The 22,958-nt window shown below is 70.3% G+C and carries 15 protein-coding genes; 7 read left to right on the forward strand and 8 right to left on the reverse strand.

Going from position 1 to position 22,958, the window contains the following annotated elements; genetic code table 11:
- Positions 1-17: 17 nt before the first annotated feature.
- Positions 18-899: a diacylglycerol/lipid kinase family protein gene (locus DEJ46_RS38020; protein ID WP_150273710.1), complete on the forward strand. Its 882-nt coding sequence runs from the start codon at positions 18-20 to the stop codon at positions 897-899.
- A 211-nt stretch (positions 900-1,110) separates the two neighbouring features.
- Positions 1,111-2,604, forward strand: a complete 1,494-nt coding sequence (locus DEJ46_RS38025; protein ID WP_223835393.1) for a tetratricopeptide repeat protein — start codon at positions 1,111-1,113, stop codon at positions 2,602-2,604.
- Between the two features lie 181 nt (positions 2,605-2,785).
- Here DEJ46_RS38025 and DEJ46_RS38030 read toward each other — a convergent pair whose 3' ends face one another.
- Entirely contained in the window at positions 2,786-3,877 is a 1,092-nt protein-coding gene (locus DEJ46_RS38030) for a PP2C family protein-serine/threonine phosphatase (protein ID WP_150273711.1), read from the reverse strand.
- A 177-nt stretch (positions 3,878-4,054) separates the two neighbouring features.
- Between DEJ46_RS38030 and DEJ46_RS38035 the strand changes: the two genes are divergently transcribed.
- Positions 4,055-4,255, forward strand: a complete 201-nt coding sequence (locus DEJ46_RS38035; protein WP_150273713.1) for a DUF5988 family protein — start codon at positions 4,055-4,057, stop codon at positions 4,253-4,255.
- 96 nt (positions 4,256-4,351) lie between these two features.
- Here the strand turns inward: DEJ46_RS38035 and DEJ46_RS38040 are convergent, their stop codons facing one another.
- Together DEJ46_RS38040 and DEJ46_RS38045 are read right to left on the reverse strand one after the other, a co-directional pair.
- Positions 4,352-4,894 carry an SMI1/KNR4 family protein gene (locus DEJ46_RS38040; RefSeq protein WP_150273715.1) on the reverse strand — a complete coding sequence of 181 codons (543 nt, stop codon included), beginning with the start codon at positions 4,892-4,894 and terminating at the stop codon, positions 4,352-4,354.
- Positions 4,895-4,939: 45 nt separating this feature from the next.
- Positions 4,940-13,441, reverse strand: coding sequence for a DNRLRE domain-containing protein (locus DEJ46_RS38045; protein WP_317852212.1), 8,502 nt, complete (start codon positions 13,439-13,441; stop codon positions 4,940-4,942).
- A gap of 422 nt (positions 13,442-13,863) precedes the next feature.
- Here DEJ46_RS38045 and DEJ46_RS38050 point away from each other — a divergent pair, with 422 nt between their 5' ends.
- Entirely contained in the window at positions 13,864-14,331 is a 468-nt protein-coding gene (locus DEJ46_RS38050; protein ID WP_150273718.1) for an MmpS family transport accessory protein, read from the forward strand.
- On the opposite strand, the gene DEJ46_RS38055 is transcribed toward DEJ46_RS38050, so the two are convergent.
- The gene (locus tag DEJ46_RS38055) at positions 14,309-15,658 is read right to left on the reverse strand and encodes a M64 family metallopeptidase (RefSeq protein WP_223835394.1); all 1,350 of its coding nucleotides are present in this window, start codon (positions 15,656-15,658) and stop codon (positions 14,309-14,311) included. The two genes, DEJ46_RS38050 and DEJ46_RS38055, sit on opposite strands and share 23 nt — an antisense overlap.
- Positions 15,659-15,796: 138 nt before the next feature.
- Between DEJ46_RS38055 and DEJ46_RS38060 the strand changes: the two genes are divergently transcribed.
- On the forward strand, positions 15,797-17,137 hold the full coding sequence (locus tag DEJ46_RS38060; RefSeq protein WP_150273721.1) for a helix-turn-helix domain-containing protein: 1,341 nt from the start codon (positions 15,797-15,799) through the stop codon (positions 17,135-17,137).
- Positions 17,138-17,258: 121 nt separating this feature from the next.
- On the opposite strand, the gene DEJ46_RS38065 is transcribed toward DEJ46_RS38060, so the two are convergent.
- Positions 17,259-18,077, reverse strand: a complete 819-nt coding sequence (locus DEJ46_RS38065) for an SDR family NAD(P)-dependent oxidoreductase (protein ID WP_150273723.1) — start codon at positions 18,075-18,077, stop codon at positions 17,259-17,261.
- Positions 18,078-18,247: 170 nt separating this feature from the next.
- Positions 18,248-18,655: a DoxX family protein gene (locus tag DEJ46_RS38070; RefSeq protein WP_223835395.1), complete on the reverse strand. Its 408-nt coding sequence runs from the start codon at positions 18,653-18,655 to the stop codon at positions 18,248-18,250.
- A 56-nt stretch (positions 18,656-18,711) separates the two neighbouring features.
- On the opposite strand from DEJ46_RS38070, the gene DEJ46_RS38075 reads away from it, so the two are divergent.
- Together DEJ46_RS38075 and DEJ46_RS38080 are read left to right on the forward strand one after the other, a co-directional pair.
- Complete coding sequence (locus tag DEJ46_RS38075; protein WP_150273725.1) at positions 18,712-19,635, forward strand: LysR family transcriptional regulator; 924 nt, start codon at positions 18,712-18,714, stop codon at positions 19,633-19,635.
- A gap of 736 nt (positions 19,636-20,371) precedes the next feature.
- Positions 20,372-21,190: an SDR family NAD(P)-dependent oxidoreductase gene (locus DEJ46_RS38080; protein ID WP_263411790.1), complete on the forward strand. Its 819-nt coding sequence runs from the start codon at positions 20,372-20,374 to the stop codon at positions 21,188-21,190.
- A 19-nt stretch (positions 21,191-21,209) separates the two neighbouring features.
- Here DEJ46_RS38080 and DEJ46_RS38085 read toward each other — a convergent pair whose 3' ends face one another.
- The gene (locus tag DEJ46_RS38085; protein WP_223835396.1) at positions 21,210-21,710 is read right to left on the reverse strand and encodes a GFA family protein; all 501 of its coding nucleotides are present in this window, start codon (positions 21,708-21,710) and stop codon (positions 21,210-21,212) included.
- A gap of 52 nt (positions 21,711-21,762) precedes the next feature.
- Positions 21,763-22,857, reverse strand: a complete 1,095-nt coding sequence (locus tag DEJ46_RS38090; protein ID WP_150273727.1) for an NUDIX domain-containing protein — start codon at positions 22,855-22,857, stop codon at positions 21,763-21,765.
- Positions 22,858-22,958: the final 101 nt, after the last annotated feature.

Here is a 22,958-nt window from a genome sequence, read left to right on the forward strand (position 1 = left end):
GCCCGGAGGCCAGATCCATGCGACAGTTCACCGCCGTCGTCAACCCCACCGCAGGGGGTTCCAGCGGTACGGCGGGTCTGCTCCCGCTGGCCCGTCTGCTGCGGGAGGCGGGTGCCAGGCTCGACACGGTCTACAGCCGGAGCCTGGAGCACGCCCGAGAGCTCGCCCAGGAGGCCGGAGCGCAGGGGCACGTCGTGCTCGCCGTCGGCGGTGACGGCATGGCCGGCTGTGTCGGCGGTGCGCTCAGCGGTACGGACACGGTCTTCGGCCTGGTCCCGGCGGGGCGCGGCAACGACTTCGCGCGCGCCCTGGGGCTCCCCACGGACCCCCGACGGCTCGTCGAGATCCTGCTCCACGGCGAGCCGCGGGCCGTCGACACGATCGAGGTGGAGTCCGCCGTGCACGCGCGGACCTGCGTCCTCGGAAGCGTGTACGCGGGCGTCGACGCGGTGGCCAACCGCCATGCCAACGACTCCCGTGTGCTGCGCGGCGCGGCGTCGTACTACGCGGGCGGCCTGCGGGCGGTCCTCGCCTGGAAGCCCGCCACGTACCGCGTCACGATCGACGGGGTGAGGCACGAGCGCACCGGCTACACCGTGGTCGTGGCGAACTCGGGCTTCTACGGCTTCGGGAGGAACATCGCACCGGGCGCGCGGATCGACGACGGGCTGCTCGACGTCGTGGTCATCAAGAAGGCGCCGAAACGCCTCTTCTTCGCCATGATGAACGAGCTGAAGACGGGCGTGCACGTCAACCGACCCGAGGTCGAGATCCTCCGCGGCAAGGAGGTCCACGTCGAGGCGGACCGACCCCTCCCGTACGGCGCGGACGGCGAGGTCGACGCGATCCTGCCGGTGACCCTCAGGGTGCGGCCCGCCGCCCTGAACGTCCTGGCCTGACCGGGAGGGACGTCCGACAGCACATCGGGGAACACCGTCCGACGCCGACCGCTGCGTCCGCCGGAACGGTGAGGCAGATCATGGCACTTACCCAGGTGGCGCATGTCCGGGTGGCGCCGGACGCGCCGGTGGTGGCTTCATGAGGGGTGCGGTGGCGTTCGCGCTGCCGCACTTCTCGTACCACCCCGTAGTCGTGCTGAGGTGATCATTGATGGTGACGGACCGGTACGGCAATCCGTTGTACGAGTGCACCCAGGAGACGGCCGCACACCTGGACCGAGCCGTCGAGTCCCTGCTCCACTTCAGCCCCGAGGTGGAGCAGGCGGTCGGTGATGCTCTCGACAGTGCGCCGGCCTCACCCGTCGCCCAGTCCTTCGCCGCCTATCTGGGGGCGTTGGGTACGGAGCCGGGCGACGCCCTCGCCGCACGGCAGCGGTTCGACCGGTACGCGGCAGGTGTGGACGTCGCGTCCCTGCCGGTGCGGGAGCGCCTGCACGTTGCCGCGGCCGGGGCATGGCTGGCCGGCGATCTGCGCCGCGCCGGCGGGCTGCTGGAGCAGCTGTCCCTGGTGTGCCCGAGAGACGCGCTCGCCCTGGCTGTGGGCCACCAGCTGGACTTCTTCACCGGCGACGCAGTCCGCCTGCGTGATCGCATCGGTGGAGCCCTCTCGGCCTGGGACGAGGCCGATCCTCACCGCGGCCTGGTGTTGGGCATGTACGCGTTCGGGCTGGAGGAGTCGGGCCACTACCGCCTGGCCGAGGAGGCGGGACTCGCCGCGGTCGAGCAGAACCCTCGCGACGTCTGGGCGATCCACGCCGTGGTGCACACCTACGAGATGCAGGGGCGGGTGGCGGAAGGCATCGGCTACCTCGATGCGCGGCGCGAGAACTGGGCGCGGGGCAACTACCTCAACGTCCACAACTGGTGGCACTACGCCTTGTACGCCTTGGAGGCGGGAGACACCGGCACCGCCTTGACCATCTACGACGCCGCCTTGCACAACGAGGCGTCGGCCGGTGTGGCCATGGAACTGCTGGACGCCGCGGCGCTGTTGTGGCGGATCAGGCTCGCGGGAGGGGAGTCCGGCTCCCGTTTCGGGGCGCTGGCCGACGCGTGGGCCTCGCGAGCCGATCCACCCTTCTACGCGTTCAACGACGTGCACGCCGTCATGTCCTATGTCGGTGCCGGGCGGCTCGGGGAGGCGGCGCGGCTCATCGCGGACCGACGTCGATGGCTGGCCCAGGGGGGCCCGGACAGCGTCACCAACCGGCGCATGACCGCGGACATCGGCCTGCCCGCGTGCGAAGCGCTGGTGGCGCACGGGCAAGGGAAGCACGCCACCGTCGTAGAGCTTCTGTGGCCACTGCGCCGCAGGCTGCACGAGTTCGGAGGCAGCCACGCGCAGCGCGACGCGCTCCAGAAGACCCTGCTCGACTCCGCGCTGAGCTCCGGACGGCACGAACTGGCCCGTGTGCTCATCAGCGAGCGGATCGGGATTCGGCCCGACAGCTCGTACAACTGGGGGGCGCGGGCTCGCCTCGCCGATGCGTTGGGCGACGCCGCCTCGGCCACCGTCGCTCGCGACCGTGCGAGTGACGCGGCCGCTGTGGCGGCCGAGCCCCTCCTGCCCGCGTCCCTTCGCCCGGACACCCGCACACCGTCCGGCGAGAGCGATGGGCCTGCGACCGGTCCCGTACCTCGGTGAATCCGCTGGCAGCGGTCGAGATCCCCGACTCGGGCCGGAGGTCCATGGGGACGGGCCTGGGCATTCGCGTGATGCTCGCCGATCCACATCTCGACCTGCCCACGGCCCAGTCGACGATCTGGTCGGCCATCGCCCCGTCATTGGGCATCTCTCCCGCCTTCCCCGAGGCCCGACCAACGACTCAGGGCGGGTGCAGGCGTACGGCCAAGGCGGCGATGTCGTCGTCGAGGCTGCCTCTGCTGTGGCGGAGGAGGTCGTGGTGCAGGGCCGTGAGCAGATCACGGGGAGGTGTGGGGGGCTGGCGGCGCATCCAGGCTGTCAACGGGAAGAACTCCCCGTCACGGGCGCGGGTCTCGGCGATCCCGTCCGTATAGAGGAGCAGCAGTTCCCCGGGAGCGAAGTCGAAGGCGTCCGCGTGGTACTGGTCGCCGAGCAGTTCCGCGAGGCTGAGCAAGGGCGAGGGGACGGACGGCTCGAGGATGCGCACGTTCTTGAGGCTGTGGATCAAGGGAGGGGGGTGTCCGCAGTTGACGATGGTGATGTGGCTGCCCTGATGCGGGATCTCGACGAGCAGCGCGGTGGCGAAGCGTTCCATCGGCGCCTCGGGTGGATGGGCGGCGTTGTGCCGGGCGCAGCTCGCGTCGAGCCTGCGGGCGACGTCGGTCATGGAACTCTCGCCGTGTGCCGCCTCCCGGAAGGCGTTGACGATCGCCGCGGCCGCCCCCACGGCCGGCAGGCCTTTGCCCCGTACGTCTCCGATGAGCAGCCTTACCCCGTACGGAGTATCGACGACCTCGTAGAAGTCCCCGCCGATGCGGGCTTCCGCGGCCGCAGCGAGGTACAGCGATTCGATCTCGACGTTCCGGAAGCGGTGCGGCAGGGGACGCAGCACCACCTGCTGGGCGGCGTCGGCGACGAGCCGTACCTGAAAGAGCGTGCGCTCCCGTTGGAGCCGGACATGGCTTCCGTACGCGGCGGCCACGGTGACCGCGATGATCCCCGCACACGTCCACCACGTCCCGAGATCGGGGAAGACGAGGCTGAGGCCGATCATCAGAAGGAGGCAGACGGTCCCGAGGAGAATGGTCGGGAGAACCGGCCACATGGAGGCGGCCAGGGCCGGCGCCGCGGGCAGGAGGCGGCTGAAGGCCATCTCCGGCGGAGTGGCGTAGGCCAGGCTGGCGATCACGACGGTCAGAATCACCGGCGACAGCCGCACGAGCCTGCCGTAGCCGGGGCTCCGACGGAGCCGCGGCTGTCCGGACTCGATCATGAATCCCAGAGTATCCGCGAGGGGCCCGCTCAGCGACGCGGCGATTGGGCCCGGCGCGTGACACTGCCCCGGCTTGCGCGCTGGTAACCAGCGTGAACGACACCCGGAGGGGGCGACTGACCGTCCCGGCGGCGCTTCCCGCGTGCGAGGCGCGCCGAGGGTGGCGACACTGGTGTCATGGCACACAAGGTATCTCTGGAGGGCGGGCCGGAAGATCTCCTCGAGCGGGTTGTCACGGTCGAGACCCCCGGCGAGGACGTGAAAATCCTGCATCGAGGCGGATACGAGCACTTCAGGGAGACCCCACGCCGACACGACAGCGAAGAGGGAACCCTTCGGGTGTACGAGTGGTGGGAACGTACGGAGATCGCCGAGTAGGCACGTCGCCGCTCGTACAGACCAGTCTTTCGGGCTGACGCGAAACGCCCGGCCGGAAAGCCCCGGCCGGGCGTTTCGCACACACACTGCGGGGCGTCAGCCCTGCGGCTGGAACGTCACCTCACTCACGTCCCAGAGGAACTCTCCGCCCAGTGGATTCTCCGGCCATTCGGCACGGAAGCTCCGGACGAGGAACTCCACCATCCCGCAGTCGTAGCGGCTCCACAGCATGTCGTTGCGGTGGTAGACCACGACGGGCCACTTGGCGGGATCGTCGTCCGAGGCGTCCCAGCAGAGCATGTCCGCGGTGGCGGAGACCCCCCAGGAGATCAGCACCGGAGAGGTGCCCTCCAGCTCGGGCGTCTTCTCCTCCGTCTCCCAGTCGGCCTCGGCGTTCGCCGTCTCGATCACCATGCCGTCCCGCGGGGCCTGTTCCAGCGGCACCTTGGGCTCCGGCCTGCCGATCGACAGGTACTTCTGCACCGCGCCGGCCCCGTAGACCTCCATGAAGCGCCGGAAGTCCTCCGGGAACGGCTTGCCCCACGTCGCGGCAAGGGCGGCCCAGTCGACCGTCGTGTCCCCGTCCTTCGGCGGCGGCATAAGCCGTTGCAGGGCGTCCAGGCCGGTCGGCTCACTCATCGGTGCCTCGCTCCGTGTCCGTGCGGGGGTCCGCTCCGGTCCCCGTCATGGCGTGCTCCCTGTGGGTACCGGCGAACCGCCGCTGCTCTGTGTGCCGAGATTGTCTCCCGTGCTGAGTGTGTTCGGGATGAACACCTGGAAGTTGATCCCCACCGAGCCATCGGGATTCACGCCGTACGCCGACATGTCGTAACCCGTCGGCACCGTCCTGTTGCCGTCGTAGCGGGGAGACACGGTGTACATGACGTCCTGGCCCGCCATCACGGCGTTGTAGACCTGCAGTTCGTACGACCTCATGTGCTCTTCGCCCTGCGTGGAGCCGATCTGCTTGGCGTTGGCACCGCGCGCGCACGGCGAGAGGTTCGCCAGGACTCCCTTGCCCGCCAGCTTGTTGCCGATGAGGTGACAGGCGTTGACGTTCTTCTGAGCGTCGAGCCCCTTGCCCTTGGCGTAGTCCTGCGCCCACTCGTATCCCGGAGGGTTGGAACCCACGCCGGTTCCCTTGTTCTTGTTCAGGTACTCCTTGGTCAGGCAGGCCTCGGCGGCCGTGGCCCGGTTGCCGTTGGCCGCGTCCCGCTCGCCGTACTTGATCCAGCCGTCGCCGCAACCCGACTTGTCGTCGTCGTCGTTGTCGGGCTCGGGCTGGGGCCGCGGAAGGCGCCGCGGGTCCGGTGCGGGCTCGTCGTCGGTGTCGTCCCGGGAGCGGGAGGCCTCCTCGATCCGGTCCCGGACCTCGCTGGCGACGTACGCGACGGCCGCCACGACGACGATGATGGCGACCGTCACCACGACCGCCGCGACGAAGGCCGCGGCGACCGCCGGGATCGCGAGGGCGAACCAGTGGCCGTCGATCTCGACGTTGCTGATCGGGTTGCCGCCGGTGAAGGCGTAGCGGTTGCCGGTGAAGGGGTCGCTGCCCAGGCCCATGTCGGCCAGGGCCCCGTTGTACATGTCCCGGCTGGTGAAGCGGTTCAGCCCCGGGTCGTAGTCACGGAATCCCATGTCGTACGTGCCGGACCCGGCGTCCCACCGCTTGGCGTTGTAGCGGTAGGAGTTGTACTCCTCCTTCGTCGGGTCGGAGGCGTCCGGCTTGTCGATGCCGGTGAACTCCGACGAGTCGTCGTTGCCGTAGGCCGTGTAGCCGTAGGTGGCCTTGGTGTCGCCGGCGGCGTCGGTCAGCGTCTCGACGTCCGTGTGGCTGTTGTAGCCGTAGTAGGCGTCCTCGGTCGTCCCGTTCTCGTTGTGCTTGACCTGCGACAGCCGCTGGCCCCACGGGCTGTACTGGTAGGACTTGGTGAGCTTGCCGGCCACCTCCTCGGTCAGCACCTCCTGGGAGAGGCCGAGGTAGCGGTAGTCGGTGGTCTTGCCGTCCGCGGTCTTCGACGAGGTGCGGTCGAGCGGGTCGAAGGTGTACTTCGTCGACTTCATCGCGCCGGAGCCGTCCCGCTGCTGGGACTCGACGACGTGGTCGAAACCGTCGTAGATGCTGCGCGAGACGATCTGCCCGTCCTGGGACGTCGACTCCTGACGACCCAGCGGGTCGTAGTTGAAGGAGGTGACGGATCCCGCGGTGGTCGACGTCTGGAGCCGGTTGCGGTCGTAACGGAAGTCCGTGGAGGCCCCGCCGACGGTCTGCTGGACGACGTTGGCGTTGTCGTCGTGGACGTACGTCTCCGTGGCGGCGCCGTTGCCGGTCTTCACCGACTTGGCGATCCGGTCGACCGGGTCGTAGGTGTACGCGGTGGTGGACTCGAGGTACGCCGCGTGGTTGTCGGCGTTCATCTTCTTCGCCGCGTCCTGCGCCTTGTTGCCGTTGGCGTCGTAGGCGTAGGTGTGCGAGGCGACGAGCGTGCCGTCGGCCTTCTTCTCCGCGCTGGTCCTGACCGCGCCGTCGAGGAAGTAGCCGAAGTCGACGGTGTTGCCGTTGTCCTTGGTCTCCCGCAGCGACTCGCCGCGGTCGGTGTAGGTGTACGAGGTGATCTTGGGGTCGGTGTCCGTGGGCGAGGTGCCCACCGAGACCGTCTTGACCTTCTCCCTCAGGTCGTAGGTGTACTTCGAGTACTGGTCGGGGTGGGTGATGCTCTCGGGCTGGTCGTTGGCGTCGTAGGTGTAGGTCGTGCTGGTCTTCTGCTGGCCGGCCAGGGTCTCGGTGATCCCGGACACCCGGTTCAGACCGGTGTAGGAGATCGTGTACGTGTCGACCTCGGCGCCGGACGACAGGTCGTCGATCAGCGAGAGGTTGTCGTTCAGGTCGTAGGCGTAGCGGAAGTGGTGCTTCTCCGCGTCGATGTCGCCGGTGAGGTCGCGCACCAGCTTGACCCCGTCGGCCACGACCTTGCCGTCGGCGGCCTGGAACAGTTCCAGCTTCGCCGCGTTGCCCTGGGTGAAGTCGTACGTGCCGAGGCTGACCCAGGTGCCCGCCGCGGTGGACTGGTCGACCGTGCGGTCGGTGCTGCCGGCGCCGTGGGTGACCTTGTACGTGGCGGACCTGCTGGCCCCGGCGACCTGCGGGAACTTCACGTACGCCGTGTACTTGCCGTTCTTCGGGATGTTCAGCGTCCAGGAGTACGCGTCCGTCCCGGCTCCGGCCGCGTGCACGCGGTGGTCGAAGCCCTGCTGCCCGGTGAGGTTCGCCGTGGTCCAGGTACCGGTGGAACCGGTGTGCTGGACATCGGAGTTGTCGACGAGCGGCACCGCGGTGCCGACCGGCACACCGTCGTCGGTCTTCTCCTTCAGCTTGCCGTTCGGGTAGTAGCTCCAGCCCATGGTGCGGCTGACGGACTCACCGGCGGAGCTGAGCGTCCTGGAGGTCTGCAGCCCCAGGTCGTTGTACTCGTAGCTCGTCCGGATGTCCCACGGGTCGGTGGAGCTCTTGGTCCACCCGTTGTCGTAGTAGGTGAACTCGGTGTCGTTGCGGACCGTCTGGCCCTCCGAGGGCGGCTGCGAGGTCCGCGTGACGCGGCCGGCCGCGTCGTAGAAGGTCTGCGTGTAGACGTTCGGGTTGTTGTAGCGGGCGTCCGACGGGTCGTACGGCAGGTACTGCTTGACCGGCCGGTTCAGCTCGTCGTACTCGGTACGACTGGTGAAGTCGTCGGCGTTCGCGGTCTCCGTGCCGCGCGGGGTGATGACCCGGGTGGCGTTGCCGACCTGGTCGTACTCGTAGCGGGTCGTCCGGTACGTGATGTCGGTACCCGAGCCCGAGTGCGGAACCCTCTGCTCGGTCTTGCGGCCCCGCTCGTCGTAGCCGGAATAGGTGGTGTTGCCGTCGGGGTCCGTGTCGGCGACGACCAGCGCGTCCTTGTCGTAGGCGCGGCGCGTCACATTGCCCAGCGGGTCGGTGACCGAGGTGACCCGGTGCTCCAGGTCGTAGGTCATCTTCGACGAGAAGTCGTCGGGGTCGGCCGTCCGGTTCTTCTTCGGGTCGACGACCTTGACGTTGTTGCCCACCTCGTCGTACGTGTACGTGATCTTCTCGCCGAGGGCGTTGACCACCGAGGCGAGCTGGTAGATCTCGTCGTAGTTCTGTGTGGTGGTGTAGTCGTCCGGGACGCCGGACGTGGCCACGCCCTTCGGTTCGGTCGTGGTCTTCAGGTGGCCGGTCTTGTCGTACGTGTAGACCGTCCGGCGCAGCGGCGCGGTCGGCGTGTCCTGCGGCGAGGTGGCCTCGGTGAGCTGGTCGGCCGCGTCGTAGGCCGCCGTGGAGACGGCACCGGTGGGCGCGATCGCCTTGGTGACGTTGTCGTTGGCGTCGTAGTCGGGTGCCGGCACGGTGATCAGGTCGCCCGCGGCCTGGTCCCTCGGTGCCGTCCTGACCAGCGGCCGGCCGTACGTGTCGTACGTCTGCGTGGTGCGGTGGCCCAGCGCGTCGGTCGTCCTGGTGACCTTGCCGCGCACGTCGTACTCGTAGCCCGTGCTGTTGCCGAGGGCGTCCGTGATCTTCGCCGGGTAACCGGTCTGCGTGAACTCGCTGTTGACCGTGGAGTGGCCGTTGGCGTCGGTGGCCTTGGTGAGCTGGCCGTGGGCGTCGTACTCGTACGTGGTCGTGTAGTCGCCCGCGGCGGGCGTCGCGACGCCCTTCGGGTCGGTGACCGTCTTCAGGTTGCCGAAGGCGTCATAGCCGAACTGCCAGGCGCGGCCCTCCGGCGACGTCTTGCGGAACAGGTCGGAGGAGTAGCCGTCCAGCCGCTTGACGTACTCGAACTTCTGGGCGTCGGCCGGGTACCTGCCGGGCGCGCAGTCGCTCTGCGGCGGGACCCCGCCCTTGTTGTGCTCCGCGGTGCGCTTCCACAGCGGGTAGCCGGTGAGAGGGTCGTAGCAGTAGGCGGTGACGGCGCCGTTGTTCTCCTCCATGTACGTGACGTTGTTGTCCGCGTCCCACGCCAGCTCGGTCTGCTGCGACTTGGCGTTGACGGACCGCACCGGACGCCCGAAGTCGTCGGTGACGTACGTGGCGTCGTGGCCCTCGGCGTCGGTGACCACGGTGGAGGTGAAGCGGGTGTCGGCCGTGTCCGCGGCGTACGCGAACCGCGTGTCGCCGCCGATGCGGTCGGTGATGGACTGGGTCCACCAGTGGTACTTCGGGTCGTCGCCCTCGCTCGGGTAGTAGTAGTCGAGGGCGGTGGCGTTGCCGCGCGGGTCGGTGATGCGGACCAGCTTGACGTTCTTGTTGCCCTGCTCGGCGTCGTACGTGAAGCCGAAGACCTTCGGCTGGGACGAGCCCGCACCGTCGGTCAGCTTGGTGAGCAGCCCCTTGTCGGAGTACTCGAAGGTCAGCTTGCGGCCCGAGACGTCGGTGACCGACTTCAGGTGGTCGACGATCTTAGGGCTGCTCGTGTCCGCCTTGGTGAAGTAGGTGGCGGTGAGCGTCTGCCGCCCGGCGGGGTCGGTGATGTACGTGAGGAACTTCGTCGGCTTGTTGTTCGACTTGCGTTCCTCGTACGTGAACGTCTGGGTGTTGCCGTTCTTGTCGACGACGGACGTCTGGTAGCCGTCACAGCCGAACAGGAACCGGGTGCCGTCCGGGCGCGTCAGAGTCCAGGCGTCCGGGATCGGGTCCTTCGCCGGGGTGCAGTCGAGACCCGGCTTGGCCGACAGCCGGAAGTGGACGCCGGCCGGTGCCTTCCAGGTGCCGTCCGTCTGTACCCGGAAGACGTGGGTGGTGCCGTCCCCGTCGGGCAGCCGCACCTCCCGTGGATTCGGGTTCGGGTGGAAGTCCAGCGGGGCGCCGAGCCGGATGGGCCCCGCGGCCTGCACGGACCAGCCGTGACCGGCGACGGTGTCCGACGTGTCCTGGGTGTTGTAGGCGAAGCGGACGAAGGTGTTCAGACCGCGGCCCGGGTTGCTCAGGGCGTTGTACTGCCAGACGCTGTTCCCGACGGCGGTGTTGTTCATCAGCGACGAACCCGCGCCGGTGTTCTTGCCGTTGTACGAGTAGAACTTCTCCAGGCCCAGCTGGTCCGAGGTCGGGTCCTCGACGGTGACGTTCAGACGGAGCCCGGGCGCACCGCCCGTCCCGGAGAGCCAGGTGCCCGCCGCGGTGTCCCGGACGTCCCAGGTGAGGACGTACTCGGTGCGCTTGCTGCCGGAGTCGGAGTTGATCGGTGCGCGGAGCCGGGCCTGCAGGGTGACCGAGTCACCGGGCAGCAGATCGGCCGGCAGGGCCGTCTGGAGCTGGTTGCCGCCGGTGGTGACGTCCGTGCCGTCCGGGAGTGCCCACCGGTGGCTCAGCGCGTGGGTGCCGGCCTTCCAGACGGACGTGGTGGTGTTGGTGAGGGTGAACTCGACGGTGTGGTCGCTGTTCGGGGTGATCCGGGCCGGGGTCTGCGGCGCGTAGTACGTCGCCTCGGTCGTCGAGTCGATGTACGTGACCGCGATCCTGGGCCGCAGGCGCTGCTCGGTGCCCTCGGAGGACAGGAACAGGGTCCGCTCCTGCTGCGCGGCCTCGTCGGCCATCTTGAGGACCACGCCCTGCTGGGACGACGGGTTCGTCACCCAGGACTGCGCGAGCGAGGTGACCGTCCAGTCGTGCCGCGACGGGTCGTTCGTCTTGGCCCCCGTGTCACCCGCGACCGCGCCGAAGTCACCGCCCGCGGCCGCCCAGTTCGTGGCCGTGTCGGCCTTGACCCAGGTCGCGCCGGCCTCGTCGAAGTCACGCGTCAGCGGCCGGAGTTCGTAGACCGCGCCGGAAGTGTCCGTGGAGGTCTGGGTGCTCCACAGGCGCACCTTGGCTTCGAGGACGCGCGCGGTGGTGGGGATGCCCAGGGCCGGGAACTTCAGCACGGCGCGGGTGTCGCCGTAGGTGGCGGAGTTGTTGCCGACGCTGAGCCAGTTCTTCGGGCCGCCGTCGTCGATCGTGTCCAGGAGGGACGTGGGCCGGGCGGAGGACAGGGTGGTGTCCTGCGTCGCGTCCAGCACCTTCGTCGTCCGGCCCGCCTTCGGCAGCCGCACGAGCCGGCTGGGTGCGGCGAGGACCTGCCCGTCCTTCGTCTTGACCGCGACCATGTAGTAGTACGCGCGGCCGAACGGGTCGGGGTCGTCGGCCCTCGTCGGCACGGCGCTCGTGTCCGTGAACGAGGTCGCCGTGGAAGCGACGGGCGCGACGAGGGTGGCGGCCGACGGGGTGAAGGCCTGGTTGACCGAGCGGTGGACCTGGTACTCGGCGATGTCGTCGCCGGTCACGATGGGGTCCGGGTCCTGGTAGGCCGACCAGGTCAGCTCCGCGCCCGTGGCGTGGATGGTCGTCGGGGTCGCGAGGTCGACGCCCTGACGCCCGAAGGTCATGACGAGGCGCGGGTAGTGGGCGGTCTCGCCGCCGTACCCGTACTCGCTGCCCTCGTACCGCGGTCCGCCCTTCGGGCCGTTCGCGGACTCGTCGCCGGCCTTGATCACGAAGCCGTTGTTCGCGTGGGTGCCGTCGATCCACTGCTGGACCGTCTTCGTCACCGGGAAGGAGTGCCAGGTGTTGAGCTCGCCCGGCTTCTTGGTGACCACACCGCCCTTGGTGAACCGGACGGCGTCCGCGATCACCGAGGTGGTCGTCGAGGCCGGACCGTCCCCCAGGGCGATCTTGCCGAGTGTGCCCGCCTTGAACGGGTGGGAGCCCAGTGTCTTCCAGACCCCGGCCGTGCCGGCCTGCTGGTTGACCGTGTACGCCTTCGACCCGCCGTCGTACGTGACGGTGTACGGCGCGCTCGTGGCGCGGTCCGAGGCCGGGACGTAGTGCGCCTCGACCTGGTAGGTGCCGTCCTCGGGAAGGTTTGGCTGCCAGGTGTACGAGCCACCCGCGACCGAGTCCTTGTTGTACAGGTAGTCCTGGTTCACCGCGTACTGAGTGAACGCCGTGTTGCCCGAAGCCGGCCAGGCGCCGACGGCGGCCGTCCGTCCGGCGTCGCCGTCGTCCACCACGACCGACGTGCCCGACAGCTCGCCCGTGAGCGCGCTCGCGTTGTTCCAGGTGGCCTGGTCCTCCGTCCACGCCTGCGTGGCGCGGTGCGCCTCCAGCTGGACCTCGGAGTCACCGGTGGTGTGGGTCTGGTCGTAGTACAGCTTCAGATCGGCCGAGTCGAGCGTGGTGCCGGCCGGGACGCCGGTCAGCGGGAACCGCAGCAGCGCACGCGACGCGCCGGTGCTGGTGTTGCCGACCGACAGCCGCCAGTTCTCGTCGTAGTTGTCGCCCGGACCGTCCGAGGAGATCATCACGTCCTGCGCCGTGCTCGGCGTCGGCGCGATCGAGATCGTCGGGTCGATCGTGACCGGGTACTGCCGATCCGGCGCGGCGAGCCACTTCGCGTCCGGGGTGACCGTCAGCTTCCAGCTCTTGCCCGCCCGGACGAGCTTCTGCGTGACAGCGGAGCTGTACCCGGTGCCGTACGGCGAGGAGGCGTCCTTCCGCGCGTCCGTCATGAACGCGGCCGGAACGAGGAGGACCGGATCCGCGCCCTCGCCGTAGAACCGGATCGAGCCGTCCTTGCCGGCCTTCGGCGTCAGCCCGCCCGCGTCCAGCGTGAACGTGAACGTCACCGGGCCGGCCGGCCGGGAGTCCAGGACGATGTTCTCCTTCACCCGCCCCGGACCCACCTGGTAGGTCAGGTCCGCGCCGGCCACGGCGTCCTTGTACGTGACGGTGTCGCCCTTGGCGACGGGGGCGAGCGTGCCCGCGCCTTCCAGGCCCAGGGTCACCGCGTGACCGTTGCCGGCCTCGAAGCGCAGCAGCCTCGCCACGTCGGTGCCGAAGGACGTACGCGCGACGTTCGTCGTGTTGGTGAAGGCGAAGCCCCCGGACCCGGCCGCCGTGACGGTCGGGTCGATGTCCTTCCACGACTTCCCCGACCGGTACGCGGTCGGCTCCGCCGACACCTCGGCCTGCACGCGCCCGTCGGACAACTTCCAGTACCGGGCGTGCGGTGTGCGACGGTCCGTCAGTTCCGCGACGCGCTTCGGCTTTCCGGCCGCCCTGCCCTGCGGCAGCTTCTCCCGGCTCGGCAGCACCGGGGACCCGCCGGTCGACGGCAGTTCCGGCCCGCCCTCGTCGTCCTCGTCTTCTGCCAACCAGCCGGCGAAAGCATCGGCAATACCCTTGCCGTCATCGGTTGAAACCGGTGCGGCATAGGCGACTTGTGGAATCATGGTGCCGACGACCGCCGAAACCACGAGGCAGGCTATCGCCGGCCCGTATCTCGCTTTCACGCCAATCCCCTCTTCGATGGACCTGACATCGACCGAAGCGCCTCAAGGCATGGCGAATCAGGCCACGTTCCCCGAGCGGGAAGTGGCCTCGCCGGAGCTTCGGTCGCGGGCGGGGGGATTCTTCACCACAGAACTGATGTGGCGTCAACTGATAACCGATTAAGGGCATTTCGCTGAAGGGCCGTTGGTGATTGAGGCTGCCTTGCCCGACATTTCCGCTGCCTGGCGTCCAACGAATCGGGTGGTGTATAACCCCATCCGATTCCTCGACGGAAGGTGCTGCCATGCCGACGACCGAAGAACCGGATCGCCGCATCGACCGCAGTGATCGCGGCGGCGTAGCCGTCGCCGCGGTGCTGCTGCTCGTATGCGGCGCGTTCGTCCTGTACGGATTCCTCAACACCGAAACCGAGGACGAGGCCGCGGGCAAGCAGGCCGCGACGCCCACCGCCGAGGCGACCTACGACGTGACGTACGAGGTGCTCGGCGAGGGCGCGGCCGATGTCTCCTACCGGGGGGCGGCCGGCGACGAGGCACACGTCGTCACGCGTGTCGGCCTGCCCTGGCGGAAGACCGTGAGCGTTCCGCTCGGTGCCTCGCCGATCGTGAACGTCACACTCGGCGAGAAGGGCGGTACGGCCAGCTGCACCCTGGCCGTACGCGGCAAGCACGTCCAACGCGCCACCGCCACGGGCGCCTTCGGCCGGACCACGTGCGGCGGCGACGTCGTCAGAGCCGGACCGTCCAGCTGACCGTGGACCTCATCGTCCGGGCGATGGCGCGGTCCCGCACCGAGGGCGTGCGGTCCTCGGCGGTGAGGGACAGCGTGTGCGTCCGGCGGTCGAGCAGCCGCAGGGCCAGGCCGGAGACTCGTACGTCGGTGCGGCCCGCGAGGGACTTCACCTCCCGCCCGTCGAGGTACCAGCGGATCGTGAGCTGACGCCCGTCCGCACCCATCAGCCGGGGTACGAGGGCTTTGGCGGTGTCGCCGCTGCGGAGGGTGCGGTCGGTGGCCGTGACGGGGGAGGCGATGCGCGCCTCGCGGTAGAAGCCGGCGATCATCGCCTCCACTCCGGGCAGGTTGAAGGGCTTGCCGAGGGTGCGCATCAGGGAGTTCTCGGTGGGGCGCCGCAGCCCGGTGACGTAGTAGCCGCCGCCCTCGTACGAGCCGACGGTGCCGCCGTCGGGAGACTGCTCACCGAGCCAGCGGTGCCACTTGGCACCCCGGTCGGCCAAGTCGTCGGCGGTGAGGGTGGTGATGTTGGAGTCGGCGGGCTCGGGGCCCACGTACCGCTCGTAGCCCGGGTAGTCGGCGTAGAAGTACTCGTCGGCGAGCTTGCCCAGGGAGTGGCCGGTCTCGTGGATCGCGACCTGGCCGGACTTCTCGTTCCCCGCCGAGGCCGTCGATATGCCCTCGTAGCCGAGGGCCTCGCTGCGCTCGTTGTAGCCCGCGCCGCCGTACTTGGTGCTGTTGGCGAGGACGAGCACCAGATCGGCCTCGGGGGCCTTCGCCACGTATCCGTCGACCTTGTCCTGGTCGATGCAGAGCAGCCGCTCGATGTCGTCGCACCAGAAGTACGAGCCGAGAGCCGTGTCCCGGAGGGTGTCGCGAGAGGGGTCGCCGGAGACGCCGGACTGGTTCGAGACGGCGTCGACGGTCCAGACGTTGAAGAGGTTGCGGTAGGTCGTGTACGGCTCGACGGCCGTCAGCTCGGCCCATTTCTGCTGGGCGTCGGCGTGGAAGCGGGGAAGTTCGGCGGCGGTGTAGCCGTCTCCGACGACGACGATGTCGAGCCGGTCGGCGGTGGGGCCGTTGTCGACCATCTTGGCCACCTCGCCGTCGGCGACCGCCTCGGTCGCCGTCAGGCGGGAGGCCGGCCGGTTCCGGCCCTCCGGCGGCACATGCGTGTGGCCGGATCCGGCGAGCGTCCCGTGTTCCGGCCCGGGTATCTCGACCTCGACTCCGGCCGTGGGGGGTGCCGTCGGGTCCGCGGCGGCGCTGCCGGGTGCGGCGGCGAGTACGGCCGCGAGGGCGACGGCCACTCCGGCGGCCATGGCTCCGCGTCGTGCTGAACGCATGAAATCAGCCCCTTGTCAGGCGAGTTAAGTGCATCAGTAAGTGTGTTGAACGAGTCGCTTAACCTAGGGGGAAGGTGAAGGGTGCGCAATGCCTGCCGCGTCTGGATACTGAGGAGTTCACGAACCAGGGGGTCCGACATGGACGAACCGGCCACGATCGGCCACCGGGTACAGCGGCTGCGCGCCCAACGCGGGCTGACACAGCGCCAGTTGGCCGAACCCTCGTACACCCCCGCGTACATCTCGACGCTGGAGTCGGGCAAGGTCAGGCCCTCGGAGACCGCACTGCGCTTCCTTGCGGAGCGACTCGGTACGTCGTACGAGGAACTGGCCACCGGCCGCCCCGCGCACCTCGCCACCGAGCTGCGGCTCGCCCTCACCGACGCCCACCAGCAGCTGGCCACCGGGACGGCGGACGAGGCCGCCGTGCGCTACCGCCGGCTCCTCGCCGACGCGGAGCGCCTCGGACTCGTCCCCGAGCAGGCCGAGGCGCTGCTCGGGCTCGGCGACTGTGCCCTGGAGACCGGTGAACTGGTCGACGCGGGCCACCACTTCCAGGCCGCCGAGCGGCTCCTCGCCGAAGAGCCGCTGCCCCGCCGCGCACGCGCGATCCGGGGCCGTGCCGTCGCACACCTCCTGGCGGGGGAACTGCGCTACGCCTGCTACCTCCTCGAATCCACCATCGACGAGCTCGGAGCGAGCGGCCTGGCCGACCCCGAGGCGCTGGTCATCCTGTACGCCGCCGTGATCGGCCCGTACATCGACATGGGGGCACACGCCCGTGCCGCGCACGCCGCCGAGCTCGCCCTGGCGCTGGCTCCGCAGGTCGACGATCCGGCGCTGGTCGCGGGCATGCACCGGCAGGTGGCTCGCACCTTCCTCGCCGAGGGCCGCACGGCCGACGCCGACGCCTCACTGGCCAAGGCGCAGGCGATCTACCAGCAGCTGAGCCTGCGCACCGACCTCGCGCACTGCCACTGGATGCGCGGCTACGTCCAGGCTCAGAACGGCGAACTGGAGTCAGCCGAGAAAGAGTTGCGGGCCGCCCGGGACATGCTGAACGCCAGACGAGCGGCGCTGTTCACCGCTCAGGTGGAGGTGGAGTTGGCCGATGTGCTCCGGCGGCTCGGACGGCACGGCGAGGCCTCGGAACTGCTCTCCGCGTTTCTCGCACTGGGTGACCGGCACGGAGCGGTGCACGCGGGGGGTGCGCACCGGCTGCTCGGACTGATCGCCGAGGAGCGGGGGGACAGCGAGACCGCGGAGGAGCACTACGTCATGGCTCTGGGACTGCTGGAGCGCAGCGGCGCGAGTGGCGACCTCGCCGATCTGTGCCGTCTGCTGGGCGACCTCCTGCGCCGCAGCGGCCGCACCGAGGCCGCGCTGGACGCGTACCGCACGGGACTGGGCCATCGCTCGCTCCCCGGCACGACGACACTGGGGCCGGCTCCGACGGCCCCGGCGTTCCCGCTGCACTGAACGGGCATCCGACAGTCTCTGGGACGGCTCGGGTGCCGAAGGCGGCGACGACGTGGGACAGCGGGCTGATGATCGCGTACACGAGGTTGACCTCGACGGAGCCGGTGGTGGCTCCGGGCGGTCAGGACTGCTGGGCGCGTGGCTCCATCCGGAACTGGAAGCCGAGGGTGCCGGGGTCGAGTGCGGTCGCGCCGCCGTCGACGGTGAGCACCGCCCCGTTCACGAACGACGCGGCGGGCGACAGCAGCCAGGTGATGGCTTCCGCGACCTCGTGCGGCTCACCGGGCCGCCCGGCGGGCAGGACCCGGGTCACCTGCTCGTACGCCGATTCCAGACCGTTCCCGTCCAGGCCCGCCTCGTCGGCGAACCGGTTCATCCGGCGGTCGGCCATGTCGGTGCGCACCCAGCTCGGGCACACGGTGTTGGCGCGCAGCCCCGCGCTCCCGTAGTCGACCGCGAGCGAGCGGCACAGCTGGAGCAGGGCCGCTTTGGAGGTGGCGTATGCGGCGTTTCCGACGCCGTTGCGCAGGGCGGACACGGAGGCCACCGCGACCACCGCGCCGCGGGCTTCGAGCAGGTGGGGGAGCGCGGCGCGCAGCAGCAGGAACGGACCGGTGAGGTTGGTCCGCATGACCTCGTCCCAGTCGTCCAGGGTCACCTCTCCCACCCCGCCGCCTCGCCCGATGCCGGCGTTCAGCACCAGACCGTCGAGCCGCCCGTACGTGCCGACCACCGTCTCCACGAGCGAGGCCACCGCGGCGGGGTCCCCGATGTCCGACGGCACGGGCAGGGCGCCGGTCTCCTCGGCGACCAGCCGCAGCGGCTCGGGGCGGCGCCCGGACACCGCCACCCTGTGTCCCGCCCGGGCCAACGACTGCGCGGTCGCGGCCCCGATCCCCGTTCCGCCCCCGGTCACCAGGTACACCCGCTGGTCCGCCATGTCCCCCGCCTCTCCCGTGTCACGTCCACTGTCCCCGTCCCGATGATCTTAGGCGCGCACCGCTCCGGGGCCGGGCCGGCCGACGCGCCACAGGGCAGCGGCTGAGCCCCGCAGAGGCGGGTCGGCGACGGATGGAACGCGTACGAGCTGCCCGTATGGGGAGTCTGCGGTCATTCCGCCCCGTGCACCGCGATGCCCAGGAGGAGTACGGCGACCGACAGCGCCAGGAGGACGAGCGCCCCGCCGATCCGGAGGTCGCCGACCCGCAGATGCGCGCCGAGCGCCCCGAGGAAGTACAGCACCAGCCCCACCCCTGCCGCCGTCCCGATCCACGGGACGGCGATCCCCGCCAGCAGCCCGGCCGAACCCGCCGCCAGACATGCCCCCAACGGCACCATCCATGTCCGCGGCACGCTCACCCGGTCCGCGATCGCGGCGATCGACGGGTGCCGGACGAAGTCCAGACAGGCGCCGTACGCGAGGACTGCGGCGGTGAGCACGGTGAGGACGACGTACACGGCGAACACGGAAACCTCCATGGTGAAGAGCCCGACGAGAGGGCGTTCGGCCCTGCTCACCACCCTTCCCGCGCCCACCGTTGCGGGTCCAATACCTGCATCCATAACCTGACGGCATGGATGTGGACACCCGATTGCTCCGCTACTTCGCCGCCGTGGCCCAGGAGGGCAACCTCACCCGCGCCGCGCAACGGCTGTTCATCTCCCAGCCGGCGCTCACCAAACAGATCCGGCAGCTGGAAACGCTCCTCGACGTCCGGCTCTTCACGCGCTCCCGGGCCGGCATGACCCTCACCGAGCCCGGCCGCGCCCTCGCCGCCGGCGTCCCCGGCCTGCTCGCAGACTGGGACCGGGTGCGCCGCGAGACCCGGAGCGCTGCCTCGCGCGCCGCCCGTGTCCTGCGTGTCGGCTTCCTCGCAAGCGCCGCCAACGAGCTCACCCCGCGGATCACCGCCGCGTTCGCCGCCCGTCGGCCTGGCTGGCGCGTGGACATGCGCCAGGCGCCGTGGTCGGACCCCACCGCCGGTCTCGCCGCCGGGGACGTCGACGCCGCACTGCTCCGGCTCCCCTTCCCCGGCCAGGACGGCCTGCGGACCGAAACGCTGCTGACCGAGGACCGGTGGGCCGTCCTGCCCGACGACCACCCCCTGGCCGACCGTGCCGAGATCCCCTTCCCCGCACTGTGGGACGAACCCTTCGTCGCCGCCCCGCCCGAGACCGGCCCCTGGCACGACTACTGGCTGGCCGTCGACGCCCGCGAGGGCCGGCCCGTCCGCATCGGAGCCGTCACCGAGAACCCGGACGACTGGCTCACCGCCATCGCCAACGGCTACGGCATCGCCCTCGCCCCCGCGTCCGCCGCACGCTTCTACCCGCGCCCCGGCATCGTCTACAGGCCCGTCACCGGCGTCGCCCCGACCAGCGTCGGCGTCGCCTGGCCGCCCGCCGCCGACACCGACCGAGTCGTCCAGGACTTCGTCCGCTGCTGCCTGCAACACCGCCCGCCCGAGGAGCCGGACGGAACGGCTGATGCAGCATGACGGGGTGAACCACTGCGCAAGGCCCGCCCTCCTGACGGATCCGCGTCTTTGTGGTGCCGCCTCTGTACGCCGTGAGTGCGGCTTCTCACCGCGTACAGAGGCAGCTGCGGCCGCCGGCTGGTCGGTGTCGCCGTGCCAGGTGGGCCAGCCCAGGAGGCGGGGGCGTCCGGTGGCCCAGGCGCGGGTGTCCGTGCCGATCTCGGCGCTGATGAACTCTTCGAGCAGGGCGGGGTGTTGTAGCGGGCGACGAGGTCGCGGTGGGCGGGGTCGGCGGCGAGGTTGCGTGTCTCGTTCGGGTCCGCCACGCGGTCGTAGAGGACGACGTCGTTCTGTGCGTACCTCCCCGACGCTCATGCTGCCTCGATCGCGCCGACCGGGGCACGTGGGGTGGGGCCGGAGGAGCGCCGCCCCCACCGGTGTCCCTGGGAAGGCTTGAGCGGCTTCACCTTCCGGGAACGCAACGGCCCTGAAGCCTGTCCTGCAGAGCCCTTCATGTCGGGGCCGTGATCGACTGTTGTGCTTCTGCTCGTGCTCACGGCGGTGCGGGATGACCAGGCCGGTGTCCCGGTGGCCGCGGTCGGCGATCAGGGTGGTGCGGCATCTGGGCGAGATCGGCGACGGCAGGCGCCGGTTCGTTATGGCCGGGGCCATAGGGCGTACGTCGACATGGCCCCGATCACGCAGGCTTCCGGTAGACGCCCCAACGTCGGAACACGGCCGACGCCACCAGATCGTCATCGGACGGTCACGTGCCCTCGGACGGTTGGCACTCCTCGCGAGTGCCCGCCTGTGCGGTATCCGGGTGGGAGTGACCGCCACGGCGAGGGATGCGTCAGCGGTGCTCCGGGCGTACCCGCACGAGCCGGACGGATTGCTGACGGTGAACGCGGACGTGACCGAGCCCGAGCAGCTGATGGCTGCGGTGGAGGCCGGCCTGGCAGAGTTCGGCCGGATCGACATCGTGGCCAACAACGCCGGTTACGGTCTCATCGGCGCGATCGAGGAGGTCTCTGACAAGGCCGCCCGGGCGCTGTTCGACGTCAACGTCTTCGGCGTGCTCAACACATTGCGGGCGACCCTGCCGACGTTGCGCGCCCAGCGTTCCGGACACGTCCTGAACATCGGCTCCGTGGGCGGCTTCGTCACCGCTCCGGCGGCGGGCTTGTACGGCGCGTCGAAGTTCGCCCTCGAAGGCGTCTCCGAGGCGCTTCACGGCGAGCCGGCCCCGCTCGGCGTCCGCGTCACGATGGTGGAGCCGGCTGGGTTTCGCACCGACTTCCTCAGCAGCTCGGGCATGCAGGTCGAACCGGCCTCCATCGCCGACTACGTCGCCGGCGCGGGGCCAGTGCGCGAGGCACTCGCCGGATACGACGGCCACCAGCCGGGCGATCCTGTGAAGGCCGCGAAAGCCATCGTCGACATCACACAGGTCGCCGAGCCGCCGCTGCGCCTGCAGCTGGGCGCGGACGCGATCGAGCGCGTCGAGGCGAGGCTGGATCTCGTACGACGTGAACTCGGCGAATGGCGCCACGTAGCCCTCTCCACCGGAACCTGAGCGCCCCCCTGCCGGGGTGTCAGCTGCGTGGTGGGTCCGGTGCGAGGGCGATGCTCATCCAGGGCACGGCGTCCCCGCGGTAGGAGTGGCCGACGGGTTCGATGCCGCGCCGGTCGGTGAGGCTGAACCCGGTCACCATGATCATGTCCGAGTCATCGGCGACGGACACGAGCTGCGTTCCGCAGCGCGGGCAGAAGCCTCGGCGCAGGGTCGGCCAGGTCGCGTACCAGGTCGGCTCGCCTCCGGGCCCGGTCCAGGTCAGGGACTTCTTGCGGAAGCCGACCCACAGAACGGCGGGTCCGCCGGAGATGCGTGTCTCGTGCTCGCACGAGCAGAGGTGGGGGTCGTCCGGGGCGCCTGTGACCCGATAGGCGATGTCGCCGCACTGGCAGTGCCCCGTCCGGACGATCGCGTCAGGCTCGTGTACGACGGCGGTGGCCCGGGGGCCACCGGTGTCTTCGGCGCACATGGCCTGGACGGTCGGGGACGGCTGGTCGGAGGCGGGGGAGGTGCTGCTCATACGGTTCCTTCTCTTGACCCGGGTCCGGCCATGGCCGGGCGACGGCCGGGGGCTACCAGGTCGTGGGGGCGGTGAGTTCGGTGACGGGCCGGCGTACTGCCGCAGGGATGCCGAGGCGCTCGCGGGCCTGGTGGGCGGCCGCGAGCTGGTTGGCGGCCGGCGGGCCCCAGTCGAAGAGCTCCAGGGCTTGCTCCGGTGTGGCCAGAATCCGGGTGTATGTGTGGCCGGTGGCCGGATCGGTCCTGGCCGGGCCGACGCCGCCGAGTGCAGCGGCGTACCGGACGCGTGCGTACGGTTTGCCGGGCTCGGAGAGGTACCCGAGGAACACCGACTCGACGAATCCGGCTTCGGCCTCCTCGCGGGCTTCTCGGCGCAGAGTGGCCACGAGGTCGCCATGGTCGTGGGGTTCGGGTGTCCCGCCGGGGAGGCAGGCGGCCCCGGTGTCGGGCTCGAGGAGGACGAGGACGCGGCCGTCCGGCGCGAACATCCAGCCCCAGGACTGGCATACGAGGAGGCCGTCCGGGACCGGGCCGGGGTGGAACGGGAGATGGTGCTCGGCCCTGGCGGTGCGCAGGACACCGGCCTGGTCGAGGACGGTGGGGGCGATCGGGCGGCCGTCCTCCAGGAGGACCGCGCCGGCGGCGTTGATGCGCGCGCGGAGAGCGGACAACGCACGGCGAGCGTCGCCGGGAGCCATCAGGTCCGGCAGGCGGGCAGGCTCGACGAACTCGATGCTCTCGATCTCGCGTTCAGGCAGCCGGATGGCAGCGGTCTGCTCGTCGTCCCAGGTGCCGCCGTCGTAGACGTAGAGGATCTCGCCGGGGAATCGCATGGCGGCCGGCGCGCTGGAGCTGTCGCGGGAGACCCAGTCGACGGCGAGGCCCCGGTCGACGGTCACGGTGACGCCGAGCTCCTCCTCCAATTCGCGGGCGGCTGCGCGGGAGGGGGCTTCGCCGGGGTCGACGGCGCCGCCCGGCAGGAGGCAGGTGGAGAGGTAGTCGACGTGCTGGACCAGGACCCGGCCTCGTCGGTCGGTGATCAGCACGGAGGTGCCTGCCCACAGGGCGGCAGAGGCGCGCAGGGCACCGTATGCCTCGTCGGTCATCGACGTGCCGGGCAGCTCGTCAGGGGTGGACGTGGTCGTCATGTCTCTCCGATCAAAGGGGCTGATGGTGCCGGGGAGAAGCTGCCGTGGGGACGCGTCGGGCGGGGAGCTGGCGCCGGTCGCCCGGGGCGGGGCCCGGCGTG

The organism is Streptomyces venezuelae (assembly GCF_008642375.1).
Lineage (GTDB): Bacteria > Actinomycetota > Actinomycetes > Streptomycetales > Streptomycetaceae > Streptomyces > Streptomyces venezuelae_G.